Source organism: Bacillus sp. G402, from assembly GCF_051172515.1.
GTDB lineage: Bacteria > Bacillota > Bacilli > Bacillales > Bacillaceae > Bacillus > Bacillus altitudinis.
On the sequence record NZ_JBPIZC010000002.1, the window covers coordinates 570269 to 590574 of the forward strand.

Annotated in this window: 21 protein-coding genes; 10 read left to right on the plus strand and 11 right to left on the minus strand. The window is 40.0% G+C overall.

All coding sequences use genetic code 11. The annotated features are described in order from the left end of the window. Positions 1-17: 17 nt before the first annotated feature. Both ACSBQP_RS11495 and ACSBQP_RS11500 read left to right on the plus strand, forming a co-directional pair. Positions 18-1226 carry an ammonium transporter gene (locus ACSBQP_RS11495; RefSeq protein WP_435028427.1) on the plus strand — a complete coding sequence of 403 codons (1209 nt, stop codon included), beginning with the start codon at positions 18-20 and terminating at the stop codon, positions 1224-1226. Between the two features lie 19 nt (positions 1227-1245). Beyond that, a complete protein-coding gene (locus ACSBQP_RS11500) occupies positions 1246-1593 on the plus strand; it encodes a P-II family nitrogen regulator (RefSeq protein ID WP_007497589.1) in 348 nt (115 codons plus the stop codon). A gap of 86 nt (positions 1594-1679) precedes the next feature. On the opposite strand, the gene ACSBQP_RS11505 is transcribed toward ACSBQP_RS11500, so the two are convergent. Beyond that, a complete protein-coding gene (locus ACSBQP_RS11505) occupies positions 1680-2576 on the minus strand; it encodes a M23 family metallopeptidase (RefSeq protein WP_008343344.1) in 897 nt (298 codons plus the stop codon). A 127-nt stretch (positions 2577-2703) separates the two neighbouring features. Between ACSBQP_RS11505 and ACSBQP_RS11510 the strand changes: the two genes are divergently transcribed. After that, complete coding sequence (locus ACSBQP_RS11510) at positions 2704-3201, plus strand: GNAT family N-acetyltransferase (RefSeq protein WP_008343345.1); 498 nt, start codon at positions 2704-2706, stop codon at positions 3199-3201. A 33-nt stretch (positions 3202-3234) separates the two neighbouring features. Here ACSBQP_RS11510 and ACSBQP_RS11515 read toward each other — a convergent pair whose 3' ends face one another. The 3 genes from ACSBQP_RS11515 to ACSBQP_RS11525 are packed head-to-tail and all read right to left on the minus strand — an operon-like array spanning position 3235 to position 6132. Continuing rightward, positions 3235-3765 (minus strand): TlpA family protein disulfide reductase, encoded by a 531-nt coding sequence (locus ACSBQP_RS11515; protein ID WP_007497592.1) that lies wholly within the window; start codon positions 3763-3765, stop codon positions 3235-3237. Continuing rightward, positions 3762-4331 (minus strand): MauE/DoxX family redox-associated membrane protein, encoded by a 570-nt coding sequence (locus tag ACSBQP_RS11520; RefSeq protein WP_039962976.1) that lies wholly within the window; start codon positions 4329-4331, stop codon positions 3762-3764. Before ACSBQP_RS11520 ends, ACSBQP_RS11515 begins: the two co-directional genes overlap by 4 nt. Position 4332: 1 nt before the next feature. Then, entirely contained in the window at positions 4333-6132 is a 1800-nt protein-coding gene (locus tag ACSBQP_RS11525) for an ABC transporter ATP-binding protein (protein WP_435028428.1), read from the minus strand. Between the two features lie 98 nt (positions 6133-6230). On the opposite strand from ACSBQP_RS11525, the gene ACSBQP_RS11530 reads away from it, so the two are divergent. Next, positions 6231-6740, plus strand: coding sequence for a hypothetical protein (locus ACSBQP_RS11530; RefSeq protein WP_017368198.1), 510 nt, complete (start codon positions 6231-6233; stop codon positions 6738-6740). 48 nt (positions 6741-6788) lie between these two features. Here ACSBQP_RS11530 and ACSBQP_RS11535 read toward each other — a convergent pair whose 3' ends face one another. Next, on the minus strand, positions 6789-7187 hold the full coding sequence (locus tag ACSBQP_RS11535) for a hypothetical protein (protein ID WP_435028429.1): 399 nt from the start codon (positions 7185-7187) through the stop codon (positions 6789-6791). Between the two features lie 516 nt (positions 7188-7703). On the opposite strand from ACSBQP_RS11535, the gene ACSBQP_RS11540 reads away from it, so the two are divergent. From ACSBQP_RS11540 to rpsN, 4 genes are all read left to right on the plus strand, one after another. Next, positions 7704-8126, plus strand: coding sequence for a DUF5362 family protein (locus ACSBQP_RS11540; RefSeq protein ID WP_393920059.1), 423 nt, complete (start codon positions 7704-7706; stop codon positions 8124-8126). A gap of 140 nt (positions 8127-8266) precedes the next feature. Further along, complete coding sequence (rpmG, locus tag ACSBQP_RS11545) at positions 8267-8416, plus strand: 50S ribosomal protein L33 (RefSeq protein WP_003214771.1); 150 nt, start codon at positions 8267-8269, stop codon at positions 8414-8416. Between the two features lie 79 nt (positions 8417-8495). Next, the gene (locus ACSBQP_RS11550) at positions 8496-9692 is read left to right on the plus strand and encodes a GTP-binding protein (RefSeq protein ID WP_041091417.1); all 1197 of its coding nucleotides are present in this window, start codon (positions 8496-8498) and stop codon (positions 9690-9692) included. Positions 9693-9708: 16 nt separating this feature from the next. Continuing rightward, positions 9709-9978 carry a 30S ribosomal protein S14 gene (rpsN, locus tag ACSBQP_RS11555; RefSeq protein ID WP_008343369.1) on the plus strand — a complete coding sequence of 90 codons (270 nt, stop codon included), beginning with the start codon at positions 9709-9711 and terminating at the stop codon, positions 9976-9978. 255 nt (positions 9979-10233) lie between these two features. On the opposite strand, the gene moaA is transcribed toward rpsN, so the two are convergent. After that, positions 10234-11241: a GTP 3',8-cyclase MoaA gene (gene moaA, locus ACSBQP_RS11560; RefSeq protein WP_435028430.1), complete on the minus strand. Its 1008-nt coding sequence runs from the start codon at positions 11239-11241 to the stop codon at positions 10234-10236. A gap of 10 nt (positions 11242-11251) precedes the next feature. Further along, positions 11252-12040, minus strand: a complete 789-nt coding sequence (gene fdhD, locus ACSBQP_RS11565) for a formate dehydrogenase accessory sulfurtransferase FdhD (protein ID WP_024718748.1) — start codon at positions 12038-12040, stop codon at positions 11252-11254. A 134-nt stretch (positions 12041-12174) separates the two neighbouring features. Between fdhD and ACSBQP_RS11570 the strand changes: the two genes are divergently transcribed. Together ACSBQP_RS11570 and ACSBQP_RS11575 are read left to right on the plus strand one after the other, a co-directional pair. Beyond that, on the plus strand, positions 12175-13440 hold the full coding sequence (locus tag ACSBQP_RS11570; protein ID WP_171465859.1) for an L-lactate MFS transporter: 1266 nt from the start codon (positions 12175-12177) through the stop codon (positions 13438-13440). Between the two features lie 82 nt (positions 13441-13522). Next, positions 13523-15871, plus strand: coding sequence for an FdhF/YdeP family oxidoreductase (locus ACSBQP_RS11575; RefSeq protein WP_435028431.1), 2349 nt, complete (start codon positions 13523-13525; stop codon positions 15869-15871). Between the two features lie 51 nt (positions 15872-15922). On the opposite strand, the gene ACSBQP_RS11580 is transcribed toward ACSBQP_RS11575, so the two are convergent. From ACSBQP_RS11580 to murA, 4 genes are all read right to left on the minus strand, one after another. After that, entirely contained in the window at positions 15923-16597 is a 675-nt protein-coding gene (locus tag ACSBQP_RS11580) for a VWA domain-containing protein (protein ID WP_435028432.1), read from the minus strand. Between the two features lie 81 nt (positions 16598-16678). Beyond that, positions 16679-17377, minus strand: a complete 699-nt coding sequence (locus ACSBQP_RS11585; RefSeq protein WP_008343379.1) for a VWA domain-containing protein — start codon at positions 17375-17377, stop codon at positions 16679-16681. 325 nt (positions 17378-17702) lie between these two features. Beyond that, complete coding sequence (gene spoIID / locus ACSBQP_RS11590; protein WP_008343381.1) at positions 17703-18725, minus strand: stage II sporulation protein D; 1023 nt, start codon at positions 18723-18725, stop codon at positions 17703-17705. Between the two features lie 255 nt (positions 18726-18980). Continuing rightward, positions 18981-20288, minus strand: a complete 1308-nt coding sequence (gene murA, locus ACSBQP_RS11595) for a UDP-N-acetylglucosamine 1-carboxyvinyltransferase (protein WP_007497616.1) — start codon at positions 20286-20288, stop codon at positions 18981-18983. Positions 20289-20306 lie beyond the last annotated feature (18 nt).

The window sequence follows — 20306 nt, forward strand, 5'->3', positions numbered from 1 at the left end:
ATTCGGGGGAATGCAGCATGCAAATGGGTGATACAGTATTTATGTTCTTCTGCGCACTACTCGTGTGGTTAATGACACCGGGTTTAGCCTTATTCTACGGAGGACTTGTGAGAAGTAAAAACGTGTTAAGTACGACAATGCACAGCTTAACCTCACTAGCCATTGTCTCTATCGTCTGGATCGTGTTTGGCTATTCACTGGCCTTTGCGCCAGGCAATGCATGGATCGGAGGCTTTGACTGGGTTGGACTAAAAGGCGTTGGCTTTGAACCTGGTTCATATAGTGATACGATTCCACATTCATTGTTCATGATGTTCCAAATGACCTTTGCCGTCCTCACAACAGCCATTATCTCTGGTGCCTTCGCTGAACGTATTCGTTACTCAGCGGTGGTCGTGTTTACACTCCTTTGGGTCACATTTGTATACGCTCCAGTCGCACACTGGGTATGGGGTGGCGGCTGGATTGGCGAAATGGGAGCACTTGACTTCGCCGGTGGAAACGTCGTCCACATATCATCCGGTGTGGCTGGTCTAGTCGTAGCCATTGTTCTCGGGAAGCGAAAAGAAGTGGCAAACTCTTCTCCGCATAACTTGATCTACACACTTCTTGGCGGAGCTGTGATTTGGTTTGGCTGGTTTGGGTTTAACGTAGGAAGTGCCCTCACATTAGATAGTGTCGCCATGTATGCCTTTATTAACACGAATACAGCAGCTGCTGCAGGAATCATCGGCTGGCTGTTAGTCGAATGGATGATCAACAAAAAACCAACGATGCTAGGTGCAATCTCTGGCGCCATTGCAGGCCTAGTAGCGATTACACCTGCCGCAGGTTTTGTCACACCATTCGCTTCGATCATCATCGGAATCATCGGCGGAATCGTTTGTTTCTGGGGCGTCTATTCACTCAAAGCCAAGTTCGGCTATGACGATGCACTGGATGCATTCGGTCTCCACGGAATCGGCGGTACGTGGGGAGGCATTGCTACAGGCCTTTTCGCCACTACATCTGTCAATGATGGCGGAGCCAACGGCTTATTTTACGGCGATCCAAGCTTACTTTGGAAACAAGTTGTCGCCATCGTGGCCACATACGTCTTTGTTGCAGTTGTCACATACGTGATCATCAAAGTCGTCAACATCTTCTTCAAGATCCGCGCAACTGAAGAAGAAGAATCAGTCGGTCTTGATTTAACGATGCACGGCGAAAAAGCATATCAAGATTAAAGAAAAAAGGGGTGTCTCTATGAGCAAAATGTATAAAGTGGAGATTGTCACACGTCCAGCTAATTTTGAAACATTAAAGGTGGAGCTTGGAAAGATTGGTGTCACCTCGATTACCTTTTCCAATGTGCACGGCTGCGGATTACAAAAGGGACATACGGAACTATACCGTGGCGTCAAAAAGGAAAGCAATGTGTACGAACGTTTAAAGATTGAAATCGTCTTAAGCAAAGTACCTGTTGAACAGGTCGTGGAAACGGCTCAAAAGGTACTTCGTACAGGCGAACCAGGGGATGGGAAGATTTTTATATATGAGATAGAAAATACAATCAACATTCGGACAGGTGAAGAAGGACCTGCCGCCTTATAGCATCCCCTCCGCCATATGGCGGAGGTTTTTTTAAAGACAGAAAAAAACCTCTGTGCATTTATCTACACAGAGGATCTGACATGACATTAAGATTGTTTTGTTTCTTCTGACTGACTGCGGTCTTTAGAGGAATCTGAAGACTTTTCTTGATCAGAGGATTTCCCCTTCTCATCAGACTTATCTTCAGATTTTTCTTCAGTCGGCTCTTTTGCCTTATCGTCAGCAGCAGGTTCCTTCATTTTGTCATCAGCTTTTGGCTGAGCAGGTTCTTTTGCTTCTTCCGTCACTTCTTGCGCTGCTTTTTCAATGGAAGAAACAGGCTTATCAATGAAGCTAAGTGGATTAAGCGCTAAACCTTCCATACGAATTTCAAAGTGAACATGGTTGCCGCTTTCAGCACCATATAGATTCTTACCAGAAGCCCCGATGACATCATTCTGTTTCACTTCATCGCCTTCTTTTACACTCACTTGAGACAATGATTGATAAACAGTAGACAATCCATCTTCATGTTCAATTTCAACAACGTGACCGAGAACTGGATCTTTTTTCGCCTGAACGACTGTTCCACTAAGAGCAGCTGTGACATCAAACACTTTGCCATCTTTATCTGCAAGATCAATACCTTTGCTTAAGGTATAGGTGTTATTATAGTTTACAAGTGCTGCTTCTTTTTCTTTTTGATCAGCATCTGCTTCATAGAACTTTTTCACGACAGAAACATTCTCAGAATTCTGGACCGGCATAGCAACATTTTCAATTGGCTTTCCAACTTCAACGGCATCATCACGCTGTTCTTGTCCTGTTTGATTTCCATCAGATAATTGGTCTTTCACATCTTTCGATACAGCTTGATACCAAAGAACGGCTGTTAACACGACCGCTGCGCTGACCAAGTAAATAGCAGGGAATACCCAGCGCTTACGGAAAAATTGCTGAACTTTTGTGATTTTGGAAGTACGTTTCTTTTCTTCCTCTCTCATTTTTCATCACCTCAGCAACATTCTGAACACTTTTCAAAAAATATATACACACGAAATCATTTTTCTTTTTATTTTGCGCAATCGCATCAATAATATGTATGATGAATGAAAAAAGATGGGGGTACATATGGTGAAAACTTTCAACCGCATGGCAACAGAAGATGACCTCAAAGAGATCGTCGATATCTACAATTCAACGATTGCTTCAAGAGAAGTAACGGCCGATACAGAACCTGTTACAGTAGAAGACCGCCGTCAGTGGTTTTTGAATCATTCAGAGAAACGTCCTCTCTATGTGAAAACAGATGAGGAAGGAAATATCTACGGCTGGCTCAGTTTTGAAACGTTTTACGGGAGACCTGCATACAACGGTACTGTTGAAATGAGTATTTACTTGAACCAAAACTATCGAGGAAAAGGTTTAGGGTCACTGTTCTTACAAGAGGCGCTCGAATTGGCACCCTCATTAGGCATCCGAACGTTACTTGCCTTTATTTTCGGCCACAACGAAGCCAGCATCAAATTATTTAAGAAGCACGGATTTGAGACTTGGGGACATTTGCCACGCATCGCAGAAATGGACGGCAATCGGTACGACTTAGATATTTTAGGAAAAGAATTATAAACTGAGCGTCTCTTGAAGAAAGAGACGCTTTTTTTATGAAGCATGCACCAACTGCTCAAATTGCTTCGCATTTTGAAGCGATTTTCTTTTCAGAATGATACCATGTTCATCAATCAGAAGCGCTTGTGGAACAACTGTTACCCCATACAACTCCATAATTTGTGATGAGCGCATATAAACAGCTTGCTCCGGCAGCAATTGAAGAAGCGAAGCATCATCGGCTTGTTCATCTCCATTAATAACAATCACATGAGCATCATCATGTGAAGTTTGAGGCTGCACATCAGACAAAATACTTTTACAAGTCATACAAGTAGAATTCACAAATAACAGCATCACAGCTCGCCCATTTTGCAAATACTCCTTCAAGATCACCTTTTCACCTACATGCGAATAACTGCGAAATAACGGAGCCGGGTCACCAATATCCGCTTCCTTCAATTCAATTCCATCAAGGGACTTTATTTTATTCATAAATCTCCCGATAAAACGTGCAAGCAAAAAAACGACAGCCAGCTGGGCAATGACAATTAATAACACAATGATTAATAAAATATCTGTCATTTCATTTTATCTCCTTCTATTATTGATCCATCTGCAATCTGGAATGAGTCGATCCACTTTCGCTTCAATAGTACAATTTCTTGGCTGACCGCTATGATCAAACAGACAGCCGCTGCAATGAGAAAACAAATCATTTTCAACCGCAATGAAATCATTTCAACACTAGGATGTACATAAAATAACCCAGCCACAAGAGTAAGCATCAGCAGATTACGAATCACAATCCCCCAATGCAGGCGATCGTTTTCCAGTAATCCTCCACAACCGCACGAAATATCACGATGCCCCCTCATTAAATTGAACGTAACCGCTCCAGTATAAATACATAACAGGGCTGTAAGGCCAATTGCAGGCAGGACAGACATGTTCCATATAAACAAATGAACCGTACAAACCAATTCAATCAACAAAAATAAATAAAACATAGGTGCCGCAAAAGAAGGCGGCAACAACCGATAAGCATTGATCTGCTGGACATGTGCCTTCTGTTTCCTTGCTTTATCGAGCCATGCACCCGCAAAAATGATCCCTAGTAAATAGACGCCTATGAAATAAAAGACACTCACCTTACACCATCTCCTTTTGTTGAAATAGTTGAGATTGTGCCTCGTAAAGCCTTCTGTACTCTCCGTGCAACGCCATCAGTTCATCATGGTTGCCCTCTTCTATGAAAGCACCATCTTTCATGACGATGATACGGTCTGCTAAGCGGGCCGCTCCCATACGATGTGTAATAAACAAAACCCCTTGATCCTGCGTATGATCGAATAACTTTCGAATGAGCGAGATCTCCGACAATGGATCGAGAGCAGAGGTCGGTTCATCTAAAATAATAAAATCACTTTCTCTAAAGAAGGTTCTCGCCATCGCAAGCTTTTGCCATTGTCCGCCAGACAATTCATGTCCCTCTTCAAAAAAGCGACCTAGCTGCGCATCATATGTGTCTTCCATTTGATTAATTCTTTTCTCTATACCTGCTTGGCGGGCGGCTGAAATCAACCGCTCTTCCTCTTCTATATCATCAATACGGCCAAACCCTATGTTTTCTCTCACAGTGAATTCGTACTTCATAAAATCTTGAAAAAGAACAGCCATTCTCGCATGATAGGTCTTTTTATGGATGGTGGAAATATCCTCTCCATTGACTTTGTGCATATTCTGTTGATCTGGATCGTATAAGCCGGTTAAACATTTGATTAAAGTGGTTTTACCGGATCCATTATCTCCTACTAATGCAATTCGCTCACCTTTATTCATATGAAAATGAATATGCTCAATCGCTGGTTTTTTCATATTCGGATAAGTAAAAGAGAGATTGTCTAATGTAATGGACTGGATATGCTCAATTCCCTCAAGCGACGCTGCCTCTTCCGTCTGTTCATGCATTTCCTCTTCTCTCTTTTGAAAAGCTCTCATTTCATCAACATATAGGCTTGTTTCATATAAACTAGAACATTCCCTTGTTAAATCTTGAAACCCACTTTGAATGTTTTGTACAGCTTGTAGCACTGCAACAAACGTACCCGCTGCTAATTTTTTTTGAAAAATAAGAAAGACAATCAATAAACCACAGCACACATAGGCCAATGTCATGAGCAACCCGCCTGCCATCTCCCAGCGCACTTGGCGTTTCAGCAAATTATATTTTTCATCTGCACTTTTAATGTAGTGACCTCTCCACTTTTGAAGAAGATAATTCCCTATTCCATATAAACGAACTTCCTTTAAAGAATCTCGCTGTGCGACGAGATCAGACACATACATTTCTCTTCGATCATTAGCCGTTAACAAACGATTTAATCGATAACGTGCGCCTCCAAAGAAAAGTTCAATCCATAATACAGGCAAGGTAAACAAGAACAATATGACCGCTAAGCCCCAATGAATACCGATCATATAGATAAGAAGTGATACAACAGTAATCAACGCGCTCATCATTGTAAAAATACTTCTCACCATACTGAGAACATGCTGATGACTGTTCATCACACGTTGACTTTCATTGTAAAAGGACGGGTGCTCAAACGTAATAAACGGTAGTCTTATCGCTTTTTGAAGCAATTCACCTTTCAAATGCAGACCAATCAGATTTGTCGCTTTCTGTTGACTAAGCTGAAGAATGAATTGAAGCCCATATCCTAAAATCACAATGACCATTTGCAGTCCAAATAACCACAAAACCTTTTGAATGTCACCTGAAGACGTCATAAATAAAATAATTTCATTAATCAAAGTTTGAATAATCCAGACACTAGCCAAAGGCATAAAACCAACGATCATTTGAATGAACAAAGTTAAAAGAAGATAAGAACGACTTTTTTTCCAAGTATAGGAGATTGCATATAAACAATGGTTCACTGTACTCATGAGATGCTCCACCTTACACCATTTAGTATAATTGACATATTTTTGATATTTATAATATGATAGCTTTGCTTAACTTCACTTTGAGAGGACGATATACGATGAATTCAATTTTTCTTTTACAGCTCGCTCTTATGATTTGCAGCCTTCTATTAACGGCTGGAATTATCATCTATTTAAAACAACAGATGCAGCTTATCATCTTACCTATAGAACACGTGGGGCAGAAACTTGCGCATCCACTTCTCGAACAGCCATCACCCATTCACATGAATGATCTGCTGCAAACAAATCGTACACAACAATTACTGATCTTCACTGACACAGCATGTCCGCACTGCATTCCATCACTCGAACAATTCCTAGAAACAAAAAAGCAGCGTAAACTAAACGTTTCATTGAGTATTTTGTTGAAAAACGGGCAAAAAAAGGACCAAGAATTATATCGTGATAACGAAACAAACTTGCGAATTATTCCGGTAGACGAACAATTGATAAACGCATTCCAAATTCAGGAGTTTCCGTTCTACATCATGGTAGAAGACAATGATACCATCTCATATGCAGCACCTTTTCCAGACGGTCTTTATTCAAGACTAGCTGCAAACTAAAGATAAATGAGGCATGTGAAGAGCATCAAACACATGCCTCATTTTTTATTATTGTGAATTTGGCTGAACATCCTTCCCTTTTTCCTCTGCAGCGATATCATTAGCTTCGCTTGAAGCGGATGTTTGTTCCTCAGCTTGTTCAAACTCACTGCGAGCTTCATTTGAAATGTCAACTTGATCACCGTGCTGATTCACAGTAACAGAAGAAGCCCCCTCTTTTTGAACCTCTTTCTCTAGTTCCTTTAATTTAGAAACATGAAGCTCTAAATCTTTTCCTTGCTGAACTAAAGTCAGTTGTTGAAATAACGCCTTTCTCTCTTCTGGAGAATGGTCGCCTTGAACAATTTGCGCTGCTTGGGTCAAAAAAGAATTTGATGTATGGCCAGCTTGACGCTTATTTGACGTCTGCATAGCATTTGTTACTAATGAAATTGGAGTTATGCTCATGCGTTCACACCCTAATAAATAAGATACTTAAATTTAGCAGCCACATTTAACGCGTTCTTGGCTAGTACAAATCTCACCTGTGTCACGATCCACATAGTAACGGAAAGTTCCAACGCCTTGAAGGAAACAAGTTGGTGCTGATTGGCAAGAGGTTACCAATCTTTGCAAAATACATCTAGCAGCTGCAGGTTGAACATTGGTCATTTTGTTTAAAATTCGATCTAACATATGAATTCCACCTTCCAATTTTTATGGTAATACAATACAATAATAACCAATTAATAGACAACTAACAACATATTTTGATAAATTTTCTAATTATTTCAAACTACTTTTCTTATTTATGACAAAATTTATCGATTAGAATTGTAGTAATTGCTACTTTTTTCTTATTCAAAAATAATTTATTTATCCATAAAAAGTAAATGAAAGATAGAAAAAAGGTCAATTCACTCTTCCTAAAGTACTACTTGCTCAAGTATGATATAGAGTGAATACATAAAGGAGTGAACACAATTGCAACAAACTGAGAAAATCATTCAATCTCTTCATTCAATAACAAAGTGGGGAAAGGTTGGGAGCATCTTTCTTTATATTTCAGGTGGTCTATCCATCCTCAGTGGGTTTTGGCTTGTTCTTCCTGCTGCCATTGGCGTTTTTCTGATTATGATGGGAATTCATGTCCAAAAATCCGTGAAAGCTGCTGAACAATTGATTCAAGCGCCTCATACTTCTTACGAAGAATTATTGGAACAATATGCTAAGATGATGAAAATGCAAACACTGTTTGCGATTTCAAGTATTGCCGCAGTTATTCTCTCATTCATCGCTATCGTTTTAATGTTTATACTAGGCGGGCTAGCCTTTCTCCAAGAGCTTCCTACCGATGTCCAACAGTACGAAGATTATTACGAAGAAGAACTTGGTGACTTTTATTAATGAAAAGGGGTATCAATGAAATACGATACCCCTTTTTTATTTGAGTTGGCATAGACTTGATACTAAACTTGACAATCAGCCTTTATCATTTTAAAATACAAATCGTAATCATTACGAAATAAAGGAGGATTATAGCAATTATGCGCGTGAAAATCACCTTAGCCTGTACTGAAACAGGTGACAGAAACTATATCACTACAAAAAATAAACGAACGAACCCAGACCGATTGGAGTTAAAAAAATATTCTCCACGATTAAAGAAATACACCCTTCATCGGGAAACAAAATAATTTTAAAATTTAAATCGTAATCATTACTATATAAGTGAGGCGGCATACAAAATGAGCATGTTCAAGAGGACTAAAACAAATGGATAAAAGAATACCTGTCACAGTTTTAAGCGGTTTTTTAGGAGCTGGAAAAACCACGATATTAAATCATGTTCTACAGAATCGTAAAGGGCTAAAAGTAGCTGTTATTGTCAATGACATGAGCGAAATAAATATTGATGCAGAATTAGTTAAGCAAGGCGGAGAACTCTCTCGATCAGATGAGAAACTGGTTGAACTATCTAATGGTTGTATTTGTTGCACATTGAGAGAAGATTTATTAATTGAAGTAGAACGCCTTTGTAAGGCTGGGAATATCGATTATATTGTCATTGAATCTACAGGTATTAGTGAACCAATTCCTGTCGCTCAAACTTTCTCTTACATTGATGAAGAAATGGGCATAGATTTGACACGTTTTTGCAGATTAGACACGATGGTAACGGTGGTAGATGCAAACCGTTTCTGGACAGATTTCCAGTCAGGAGAAAGTTTATTGGATCGTAAAGAAGCAGTTTCAGATGATGATGAACGAGAGATCTCCGATTTACTTATTGATCAAATTGAATTTTGTGATGTGCTCATTATCAATAAATGTGATCTTGTATCGGCATCAGAACTAGATCGGCTTGAGCACGTGCTAACCAAACTTCAACCAGAAGCAGCCATTATTAGAACCTCTAAAGGTAACGTACAGCCTAGTGATATTTTGAATACTGGTTTATTCGATTTTGAAAAATCTAGTGCTTCTGCGGGCTGGATCAAAGAAATCAATGCTGGACACTCTCAGCATACGCCTGAAACAGAAGAATACCAAATCTCATCTTTTGTTTATGAAAGAAGGCTTCCTTTTCATACTGGCAGACTGAATGCATGGTTAGATCAAATGCCAGAGCAGATTGTTCGAGCGAAAGGATTTACATGGCTAGCGACACATCATGATTTAACCATTTTAATTTCACAAGCCGGAAAATCTGTTGCAATTGAACCAATCGCATACTGGATTGCTGCCTTGCCTGAGCAAGAACGATCACGGATCTTAAATCAGGAACCAGACATTCTAGATGAGTGGGATGCAGAGTTTGGTGATCGACATACAAAACTTGTCTTTATCGGTGTAGATTTACCTAAAGCAGATATTATTCGTACACTAGATCAATGCTTACTCACACCTGAAGAATTTGATCAAGATTGGACAACGTTTGAAGACCCCTTTCAATGGAACATACACACTTAAACCAGGAGGGTTTTAAATGGCAAAGAAATCAAAAATAGCAAAAGAAAAAAAGCGGCAGCAGCTCGTTTTGAAATATGCACAATTAAGGAAAGAGCTAAAAGAAAAAGGTGACTATGAAGCTTTGCAAAAACTACCTAGAGACTCTTCACCCACTCGCTTAAAAAACCGCTGTGAATTAACTGGCCGTCCTAGAGGTTACTTGAGAAAATTTAAAATGTCTCGAATTGCTTTTCGTGAGCTTGCCTATAAAGGACAGATTCCAGGAGTGAAAAAATCGAGTTGGTAAAGATTGATTTGATCTTAGCATAGTTCCTGTCAATGTAAAGCAGGACAAAATGAATAAAAGTCTCTTTTTCATCCTTATTCCGTCAATTTTTGAGGTATAAAATAGCATTTTAAAAAACAGCAGAATCTCTGCTGTTTTTTTATGGGACCGAGCCTTATAGGAAAAATTGTCCTGATGTTAAAAGAAGATTTTCAACAGTGATTATAGCATTTTCTCTTCTTTTCAAAAATCGATGATCATGATACTTTGTTGTCATTACCCGCCGATGTAGGACATCTCAACTTTTTTCTGATCTTCCTTTTGCTCTCTCTCAGCTGAATATTGATCCTGTCTGTTTGACCAAAGTTCCTTCAATATGTTCACTAGATATTCATCATTTTCTGAATTACGGATGAATCGTCTCAGATCAAAGCCCGATGATGCAAAAAGACAGGTGAATAATTCGCCACGTGCAGATAGTCTAGCTCTATTACACGATCCACAAAAAGCATCTGAAACGGAAGAAATAATGCCAATCTCTCCTGACCCATCCTCATAAAAATAACGCTTGGCTACTTCACCTTGATATCGAGGGGGTTCTGGTTTGATAGGGTATTTTGAATGAATTAGCTCCATAATCTCTTTTTTCGTATATACATGCTTGAGATTCCATTTGTTCGTATTGCCAACATCCATGAATTCAATAAATCGTAGAATGTGTCCTTCTTTTTTAAAATAGGCTGCCATTGGTAAGATATCTTGATCATTCACACCTTTTTGGACAACCATATTGATCTTAATAGCAAGTCCGGCTTTTTTTGCAGCCTCTATCCCATCAAATACTTTTTGGATAGAAATTTGTCTTCCATTCATCTGTTTAAAACGATCTGGATTTAAAGAATCTAAACTAATGGTGACTCTATTCAGACCTGCTTTCTTTAGCTTATCTGCGTACAAAGGTAACAGCGTTCCATTGGTTGTCATCGCGATGTCTTCAATACCTGGAATTTTTGCGAGTTTTTCTATCAAAACGGGCAAATCTTTACGCATTAAAGGTTCACCGCCCGTAATACGTAATTTCACCACACCTAATTCCTTTGCAAAAAGCGCAGCAAGTTGTTCAATTTCCTCGAAGCTAAGCAGCTCTTCTTTATCTAAAAAAGGATAATCTGGTCCAAAGATTTCAGCAGGCATACAGTACGTACATCTAAAATTACAGCGATCTGTTACGGATATTCTTAAATCGCGCAATGGTCGATGTCTTTTATCCAAAATACTGACCATACTTAGCCTCCTATTCTGTAATACGCTGATGATGAGTATAGATATTAAAAGATTCTCCTCTTACGAACCCAACTGTTGTTATATTTAATTCTTCTGCCATTTTAAGTGCTAACTCAGTAGGAGCTGATTTTGATATGACGATTGATACTCCTAATTTTGCTGCCTTCAACAGAACTTCAGATGATATCCGGCCGCTAAATACAAGGATTTTATCTCTCAGTGGGATTTTATGAAGTAAACAATATCCATAGATTTTATCCAACGCATTATGCCGTCCTATATCCGTCCTAGTGATGAATAGCTTTTCTGTATCACACAGTCCAGCATTATGGACACCACCAGTATGTTGAAATAACTGACTTTCCTCCTGTAAACATTTCATTAAATGAATACAAGTTTCAGCAGAAATACTGATTCGGTCAATGGCTGTTTTTGCCGTCTTCACATCTTGGAGAAAATAAAAATGTCTTCCTTTCCCACAGCAAGATCCGATCACTCGTTTTGTAAAATCTGAGGATTGGAACTGAGTTGTGTGATGTAAGTCAACATATGCAAAACCCATACTTTCATCTATTGTAAACCTTTTAATCTCTTTTTCAAATCGAATGACTCCTTCTGAAGCTAAAAAACCGATCACCAATTCTTTCAAATGATCCGGTGAACAAACGAGTGTGACAAACTCTTCACCATTCACCAGCACGGTTAAAGGGAATTCTTCTACAACTTCATCTGTTTTACATGTCATTTGACCTTTGCGATATTGGTGTATGCGTCGTTTCGTTTTAACAGAAGGGTTCATGATCTGATCTTCCTTTCAACACAAATTTAGTTATATGAACCAGACGAATTGTGATATTATTTTAAAAAGTCATAAAAATGTAACATATTTCTATCTTATCAAACTTTTTGTTTGCTTTATATGGAGGGAACACAATGAATAAAACAAAAAATCGTTGGCTGATCGCTACAAGTGCTGTGGGGATTCATTTATCTATCGGATCTGTTTATGCGTGGAGTGTTTTTACGAATCCTTTACATCAAACCTTTCAATGGTCATTAACAGAAATAAGCCTGACATTTAGCATCGCTATTTTATTTTTAGGTTTATCAGCAGCCTTCATGGGGCATTTCGTTGAAAAGTATGGGCCGAGGGCATCAGGGCTCTTCTCAGCTATTTTCTTCGGCATTGGGATGACTGGATCAGGGTTTGCTGTCCATATGTCTTCATTACCTCTCCTCTATTTATTTTATGGTGTACTCGCTGGAATCGGATTAGGTGTAGGCTATATTGCTCCAGTATCCACATTAGTCAAATGGTTTCCAGATCGAAGAGGACTCGCAACGGGTTTAGCCATTATGGGCTTTGGGTTTGCTTCTCTGATTTGCAGTCCCATTATTCAATTTCTCATTGAAAAAGTTGATATTGCAAATACCTTCTATATTCTCGGAATCTCTTATTTTATCATCATGGTCGTTTCATCTCTTTATTTATCACCACCAACACCTGATGATGTCAAACAATTTAACGTGCTAAAAACAAACCAAAGGAAAATTCCTCAAGATTTATCACAGCTCACAGCAAATGAAGCCATTAAAACACGGCGGTTTTATTATTTGTGGGTCATGCTCTTTATTAATATCACATGCGGAATTGCCATTATTTCTGTAGCATCACCGCTTGCTCAAGAAAGTGTTGGTTTCACGGCCGGTGCAGCAGCTACTCTTGTTGGAATTTTAGGTGCTTTTAATGGGCTAGGACGGATCGGATGGGCATCCTTCTCTGATTATATCGGAAGGCCAAATACGTATACGATTTTCTTTACTATACAGCTCATTGCTTTTCCCTTACTTCCCTACTTAAAAGAACCGCTCATCTTTTCAATCGTGATGGCGATCATTTATACGTGCTACGGAGGAGGGTTTGCTTCAATTCCAGCCTATATCGGAGATTTATTTGGTACGAAGCAGCTAGGTGCCATACACGGTTATATTCTCACCGCTTGGGCCGCTGCTGGTTTAGCAGGACCTTTATTTTCCTCCTTTATTCGTGACATTACAGGCAATTACACACAAAGTCTCATGGTCTTCTCTGGCCTATTTTTCATTGCGTTTATCATATCTCTTCTCATTCGGAAGGATATTAAACAACTTCGTGAATCAAATCTTACTGCTCCTTCTTCTGTCACGGTCCGCTCTTAATATGAATTTGACAGAATGACAATCTACAGGTAATTTTTAGATATGAAAACGCTTTACAAAGTAATAGGAGGGTGACGATATCATGGGAAAAACAAAACACAAGGGGCCTATTAAACTCAACAAAAAACCCTCACCAAAGCTATGGGCCTCTTTTGCTCCTATGGGGCTTGGAAAAGTAAAACCGAAACACATTCGAGACACGATGAAAGTGGCATGGGAGAACAAAGATAATCTCCCCTATGCGTACCGTATATTGACTCAGGGCGTTTGTGACGGCTGTGCTCTTGGTGTATCAGGTTTATACGATCAAACACTAGCAGGGCCCCATATATGCACTACAAGACTGAATGTGCTACGGCTTAACACAATGCCAGCAATTGATCCAAAATGGTTCGAAGATATTGAGCGGCTCAGACAAATGGATAGCACGTCTCTTCGAAAACTTGGGCGTATTCCTTATCCCCTGATTCGAAAAAAAGGTGAGAATGCCTTTACACGCATTTCTTGGGATAGTGCATTAGGTCAAATCGCCGCTAAAATCAAATCGATTGATAAACGTCAGCTTGCTTTCTATTTAACGGCTAGAGGGATTACAAATGAAGTGTACTATACTGCGGCGAAAGCTGCGCGATTTATTGGAACAAATCATATCGATAATGCTTCTCGTATTTGCCATTCACCAAGCAAAACCGCTCTTAAACGCTCCCTTGGTATAGGTGCATCCAGCTGTAATTACAGTGATTGGATTGGAACAGATGTATTGATATTTTGGGGCTCTGTTGCAGCAAATAACCAGCCGGTTTCGACTAAATATATGTACGCCGCTAAAAAGAAAGGAACCAAAATCATTGTCATCAATCCATATAAAGAGCCTGCAATGGAAAAATATTGGGTCCCTTCTATCCCAGAAAGTGCTTTATTCGGCACAAAAATAGCGGATGATTTTTATCAAGTCAATATAGGCGGCGATATTGCGTTTATGAATGGTGTCATCAAACATTGGTTTGATATGGAGGAGCAAGCGCCCCATTCCGCTCTTGACCATGAATTTATCCAAGCGCATACAACCGGCATAAAAGATGTAAAGCAGCATGTCACTCAGTTAAAATGGTCGGATCTCGAAGCATCGTCAGGATTATCTAAAGAAAGAATGAAGGAATTCGCTGTACTGCTTGCCAATGCCAATTCAGGGGTGTTTATTTGGAGTATGGGTCTCACTCAGCATCGCTTTGCCACTGATAATATATCACAAGTCGCAAACCTTGCCATGTTACGCGGATTTATTGGCAGAAAACATTGTGGCGTTATGCCGATTCGTGGCCATAGCGGTGTCCAAGGTTCAGGCGAAATGGGTGCTGATCCATTCGTATTGCCCGGCAGTGATTTTGATGAAGAGAATATTAAAAGAATCGAGAAGATATGGGGATTTGATATTCCAAAATGGCATGGTGACACGATTGGGCAATCATTTGAAAAAATGGCTCTTCCAAAAGAACACCCGCAAAAGCTGAAGATGCTGTTTACTAGCGGTGGAAACTTTTTAGAAACAATGCCAAATCCTGAAGCGATTGAAAAAGCACTATCCGAGCTTGAACTCCGTGTCCATCAAGATATTATTTTGAACACCTCTACACTGGTAGAAGCAGAAGAGACTGTGATTGTTCTGCCTGCAATGACAAGATATGAACAGCCAGGCGGCGGTACATCAACCAGTACGGAACGCATGGTGTATTTCAGTCCGGAAATTGAAGGACCTCGCATTGAAGAAGCTAGAGCTGAATGGGACATTTATATTGACCTAGCAAAAAGAGTTCGCCCAGAAGACGCGAAGCTGATTCATTTTGACAATGCTGAAGACATTCGTCGCGAGATTGCCATCGCAAATCGGAACTATGATGGGATCCAGCATTTGCGTCATAAAGGGGATGTCTTTCAATGGGGTGGCGCATGGCTTTGCGAAGATGGGGTGTGTCCAACACCGGATGGAAAAGGACACCTGCTCCCAGCACAGCTGCCTCAATACCGAAAAACTGAGGGGCATTTCAATATCACGACAAGACGAGGCAAGCAATTCAACTCTATGATTTACAGTGAAAAGGATGCCTTTAATGGTGGAAAGCGGCATTCTATCTTGATGAATGAAGAAGATGCGAAAGAGCTTTACGTCCAAGAAGGCGATCCCGTTGTCCTTTTTAATCAATATGGATCCTACCAAGGAGTTGCTCAATTCGGAGAACTGAAACGTGGAAATATCGCAGTTTATTGGCCTGAAGGAAACGTGTTAATACCAAAAGGAGTTTACGAAAGCTATTCCCAGATTCCAGAATACAATACCACCGCAATATTAGAAAAAGCCGAAACCTTTCATGCAAGAAAAGATCAGCACTACGTGGAGAAACGGATTGATGAATTGGAAACGACTTTAAATTGATCCTTAATGAAAAAACAGCTGGGGGTTTCTCCCCAGCTGTCTATTCACATCCTATTGACCAAAAGAGTTCGCTTCTTTTTGAAGAATATGATTCAATTCTTCTGCATTTGCTGCTGGTTGATATTGTCCACCACCAGCTTCGGCAACAGATTTTAGACTTTTTGCTTCTTTTTCATTTACATCGAAGCCAATGATATTGACGATTGTGTCAATACCTTCTTCATGTAATTGCTTCGCTGCTTGTGATGGGCTTCCGCCACATGTTTCCTCACCATCGCTGACAACATATACAATATTTTTTCCTTTAGCTTGGTGATCTTCAAAATCTTGTTTCGTATCAGTTAATGCTTTGGCAAGTGGTGTCCAGCCTGTTGGACCATACACATTTAGCGCTTGTTGAAAGGTTGCTTGCTCATATGTTCCAAATCCATAAACTGCTTCGGAACTTGCACAAGAAACGGCTTTTCCTGCATTTTTATTCGTTCCTTCATGACCAAAAACACGAAGCAAGACTTGTGTATCTTCTGATAAAATACTTGCGAAACTTTGGATCGAGCGTTTTGCGATATCGATTTTCTTTTCGCCTTCAACCGATTGTGCCATGCTTCCGCTTAAATCAAGTAAAATCACCACATGAGCAGGCTCCTTTTTCGTTACAGCATGAGCTGGTGAAGAAAGAAGCAGAACAAGACTCGCTAAAATGGTTAATATAATATTTCTTTTCATTAAAAAATCTCCCTTTTTTTCATTTGTACAGAAAAAGAGAAACGAAAGCATCAATCAATCGTTTCCCTTTTCTTCAGCAAGTTATTCGTGTAGTTTTAATGATTCTGCTGTAAGGATAGAACCCATTTCTTTCCCAGTGCTTGCTTGGTAGTAATGACCTTTACCAGCTTTAGCTACTTGCTTCAATTGACCTTCATAGCCATCGTTAAAGTCTAATCCAATCACATTGACTACAGTAGATCCTTTTGAGTTATGAAGCTCTTTCGCTACTTTCACTGGATCTCCACCGCAAGTTTCTTCACCATCAGTAATTAAGTACACAATGTGTTTTGTTCCCTTATGAAGCTGCTTATCCGCTTGCTTTGCACTTTCAAGAGCACGTGCAATCGGTGTCCAGCCATTTGGTCCAAGACCGTTTAGAGAGTTTTCGAAACTATCCTTTTCATAAGGCTGAACGCCATAAACCCCTCTAATGACTTCACATGATTGAGCTTTACCTGAGTTTTTGTTGTTTCCTTCAGACCCAAACAAGCTCATACGGATTTTAGCATCTTTCGGAAGAGACTGAGCAAATTTAAATACCTCTTGTTTTGCTAAATCGAATTTGCGCTCTCCATCCACTTTTCTTGCCATACTTCCACTTGCATCAAGTAAGATGGTCACTCTTACATCTTTCTTATGTTTTTTGGCTGATGCTGCTTCTGCAAATACTGGTGAAGAGATTGACATTGATAATGTCAATACAGCTAAGGTTACGAGTGTAAATACTTTTTTCAACATGCTTTTCCTTCCTCCTTATGTATTTGATTGAAACATCTTAATCGTAAAATATTCTGTCTTGGAATGGTATAGGACTCGATCCCTTTTTCTCTTTTATCAAAATCACTAAAATTCTGTCAGATGTCTAGATATTTTCACCTAAAGACTCTTTTGTCACCCTCGTTTTCTCATTCTTTCGAGGGGCTTTGTATCGGCCATCGGTTCTTGTCGGGATGTAAATGTTTAAGATTTCCTTAGGTGCGTCTTAAGTCGCAATTTGTCACATTCTGTTCAAACCTCTTCACACATAAAAAAAAGATGCCCCCATTTTGAGGCACCTTTGCTTTTATTTCTTAGCCATATATGTGTTCAGAAAGCGATCAGCTGATTCAATTTTTATCCCTTGATAATAATGTTTCACGATCGCCTCTACTTTTTTACCTGACTGTGCCATATAATGTGCACCATACTGACTCATGCCCACACCATGGCCATACCCTTTTGTCGTAATTACGATTTGCTGACCCTTTCGTTCCCATGTAAAGTCCGCAGAGTGCAATCCTAGTGATTCGCGAATGTCTCTACCCGACAATGTTTTTCCGTTAATGACGGCTTTGGCTACTTGATTGCCTGGTGTACGTTCTACAATTTCTCCCACCTGCTGTTGGCCAAGGGTCACACCCAGTTTTTGCTGAAATTCGCTCACTGTGATGGTTTTCTTGTTTTGGAATTTGGGTGATTTTTCGTCCCATTTACTTGAAACGCTTTTCAAATAAGGGATTTCATTTTTCCAATAAGCTTCTGCATTTTCGGTTTTCCCATTACTTGTTGAAAAGAAGGAAGCATCAATTGGTTTTTCGTCATACGTCAGTACTTTCCCTTGTGTACTGGCGACAGCTTCTGTGACCTTTTTTAATTTCCAATTGTACGCTTTTCCCCAAATTTTCTTCAGTTCCTGTTTATTTTTGTACACTTGGAACATTTGAGTGTCATCTACAAGAGAACCTTGTGGAGATTTGACGGTTTTATCAATGATCATTTGTCTGACGATATACGTTCTAGCGGCGAGTGCCTGTGCCTTGAGCGCCTCAATTTCAAAATCGGCTGGCATTTCAGAAGCGACGACACCGATCACATACTCTTCTAAGGGGATGTTTTCTACCTGCTGATGCGCTGAACGGTAGACGGGAATGGAGACGGGTGATTGTTTCAATTTGACTGAACCTTTCACTTCTTTTTTAACTGATGGTTCTGCTGCTACGTGTTGGCTGGCCGCTGGTTTTCCTTGGAACGTCGGCAACACGAGTAAGGTTGGAATCATTAAAATGATGATGCAAATTCCTGCGATTGTCCATATCATTGGTTTCATTTGGCTGCCCCCATTTGTCATTGAATCTCTTTTATCCTATGGGCAAGGACAAGCTAATATGACAGCTTCTTTCATTCATTGGACAAGTCTTTTGGTGATACGCTCGCGCTCTTCATCATTTGATTGACTGTTCGTCTTTATGAATAAAATTTAAAATGATTGGATACACTAATGATAAGCTTTTGAAAATGCAACCAGTCTATGATTCTAAAAAAAATCAGCATGCCCAAATGGACACACTGATTTCTTTTATCATTACGCGTTCAGATCTGATACAACTTGTTCTTGTGTCACATCTGCTGATTCATCATTTACTCTTTCAATGTCTGCACCGATTGCTGCTAGTTTTTGGTGGAAGTTCACATATCCACGATCAATATGCTTCAATTCAGTGACACGTGTATGACCTTCTGCCACTAATCCAGCAAGTACAAGTGCTGCTCCTGCTCTTAAATCAGTCGCTGCCACTTCAGCACCTTGAAGTTGAACAGGTCCATTGATAATCACAGAGCGACCCTCAATTTTAATATCGCCATTCATGCGGCGGAATTCTTCAGCATGCATAAAACGATTTTCAAACACAGTTTCTGTGATCATGCTTGTTCCGTTCGCACGAAGCAATAGCGCCATCATCTGAGATTGCATATCCGTTGGGAACCCAGGATGCGGCATTGTTTTTAGATCGATTGGCTTGAGCTCAGATGGTCCAATGACTCTTAAACCTTCTTCTTCTTCAATGATCTGAATACCCATTTCTTCCATTTTTGCCACAAGTGAAGTCATGTGCTCAGGCACAGCGCCTTTTACAAGAACATTTCCTTCAGTAATGGCTGCTGCCACCATAAACGTACCAGCTTCAATTCGGTCAGGGATGATGTTGTGTTTTGCACCGTGAAGTGTTTCTACACCTTCGATTTTGATTGTACCAGTTCCAGCCCCGCGAACCTTACCGCCCATGGCATTAATGTAGTTTGCCAAGTCAACAATTTCAGGTTCTTTTGCTACGTTTTCTAAAATCGTCGTTCCTTCAGCCAATGCTGCTGCCATGATGATGTTTTCAGTTGCCCCTACACTTGGGAAATCCAAATAGATTTTTGCACCTTTTAAACGGCCATTTACTTCAGCCTCGATGAAACCATTACCTACTTGAATTTTAGCTCCCATTGCTTCAAAGCCTTTTAAATGCTGATCAATTGGTCTTGAACCAATCGCACAACCACCAGGTAATGCAACTCTTGCATGACCTGTTCTAGCTAAAAGTGGTCCCATGACGAGCACAGATGCTCTCATTTTACGGACGTACTCAAACGGAGCCTCAGTTTCTAGTGCATGAGATGCATCTACTGATACTTCGTTATTTTCAAAATGTACTTCTGCTCCTAAATGACGTAACACTTCATTGATTGTATATACATCGGAGAGCGTAGGTACATCACAAATTACGCTTTTTTCTGTACTTGCTAACAAAGATGCAGCGATAACTGGTAAAACGGCATTTTTTGCGCCTTCTACTTTAACTGTGCCGTTTAACTTTTGACCGCCGCGGACGATGATTTTTTCCAAGGTCTTCCCCTCCGCGTC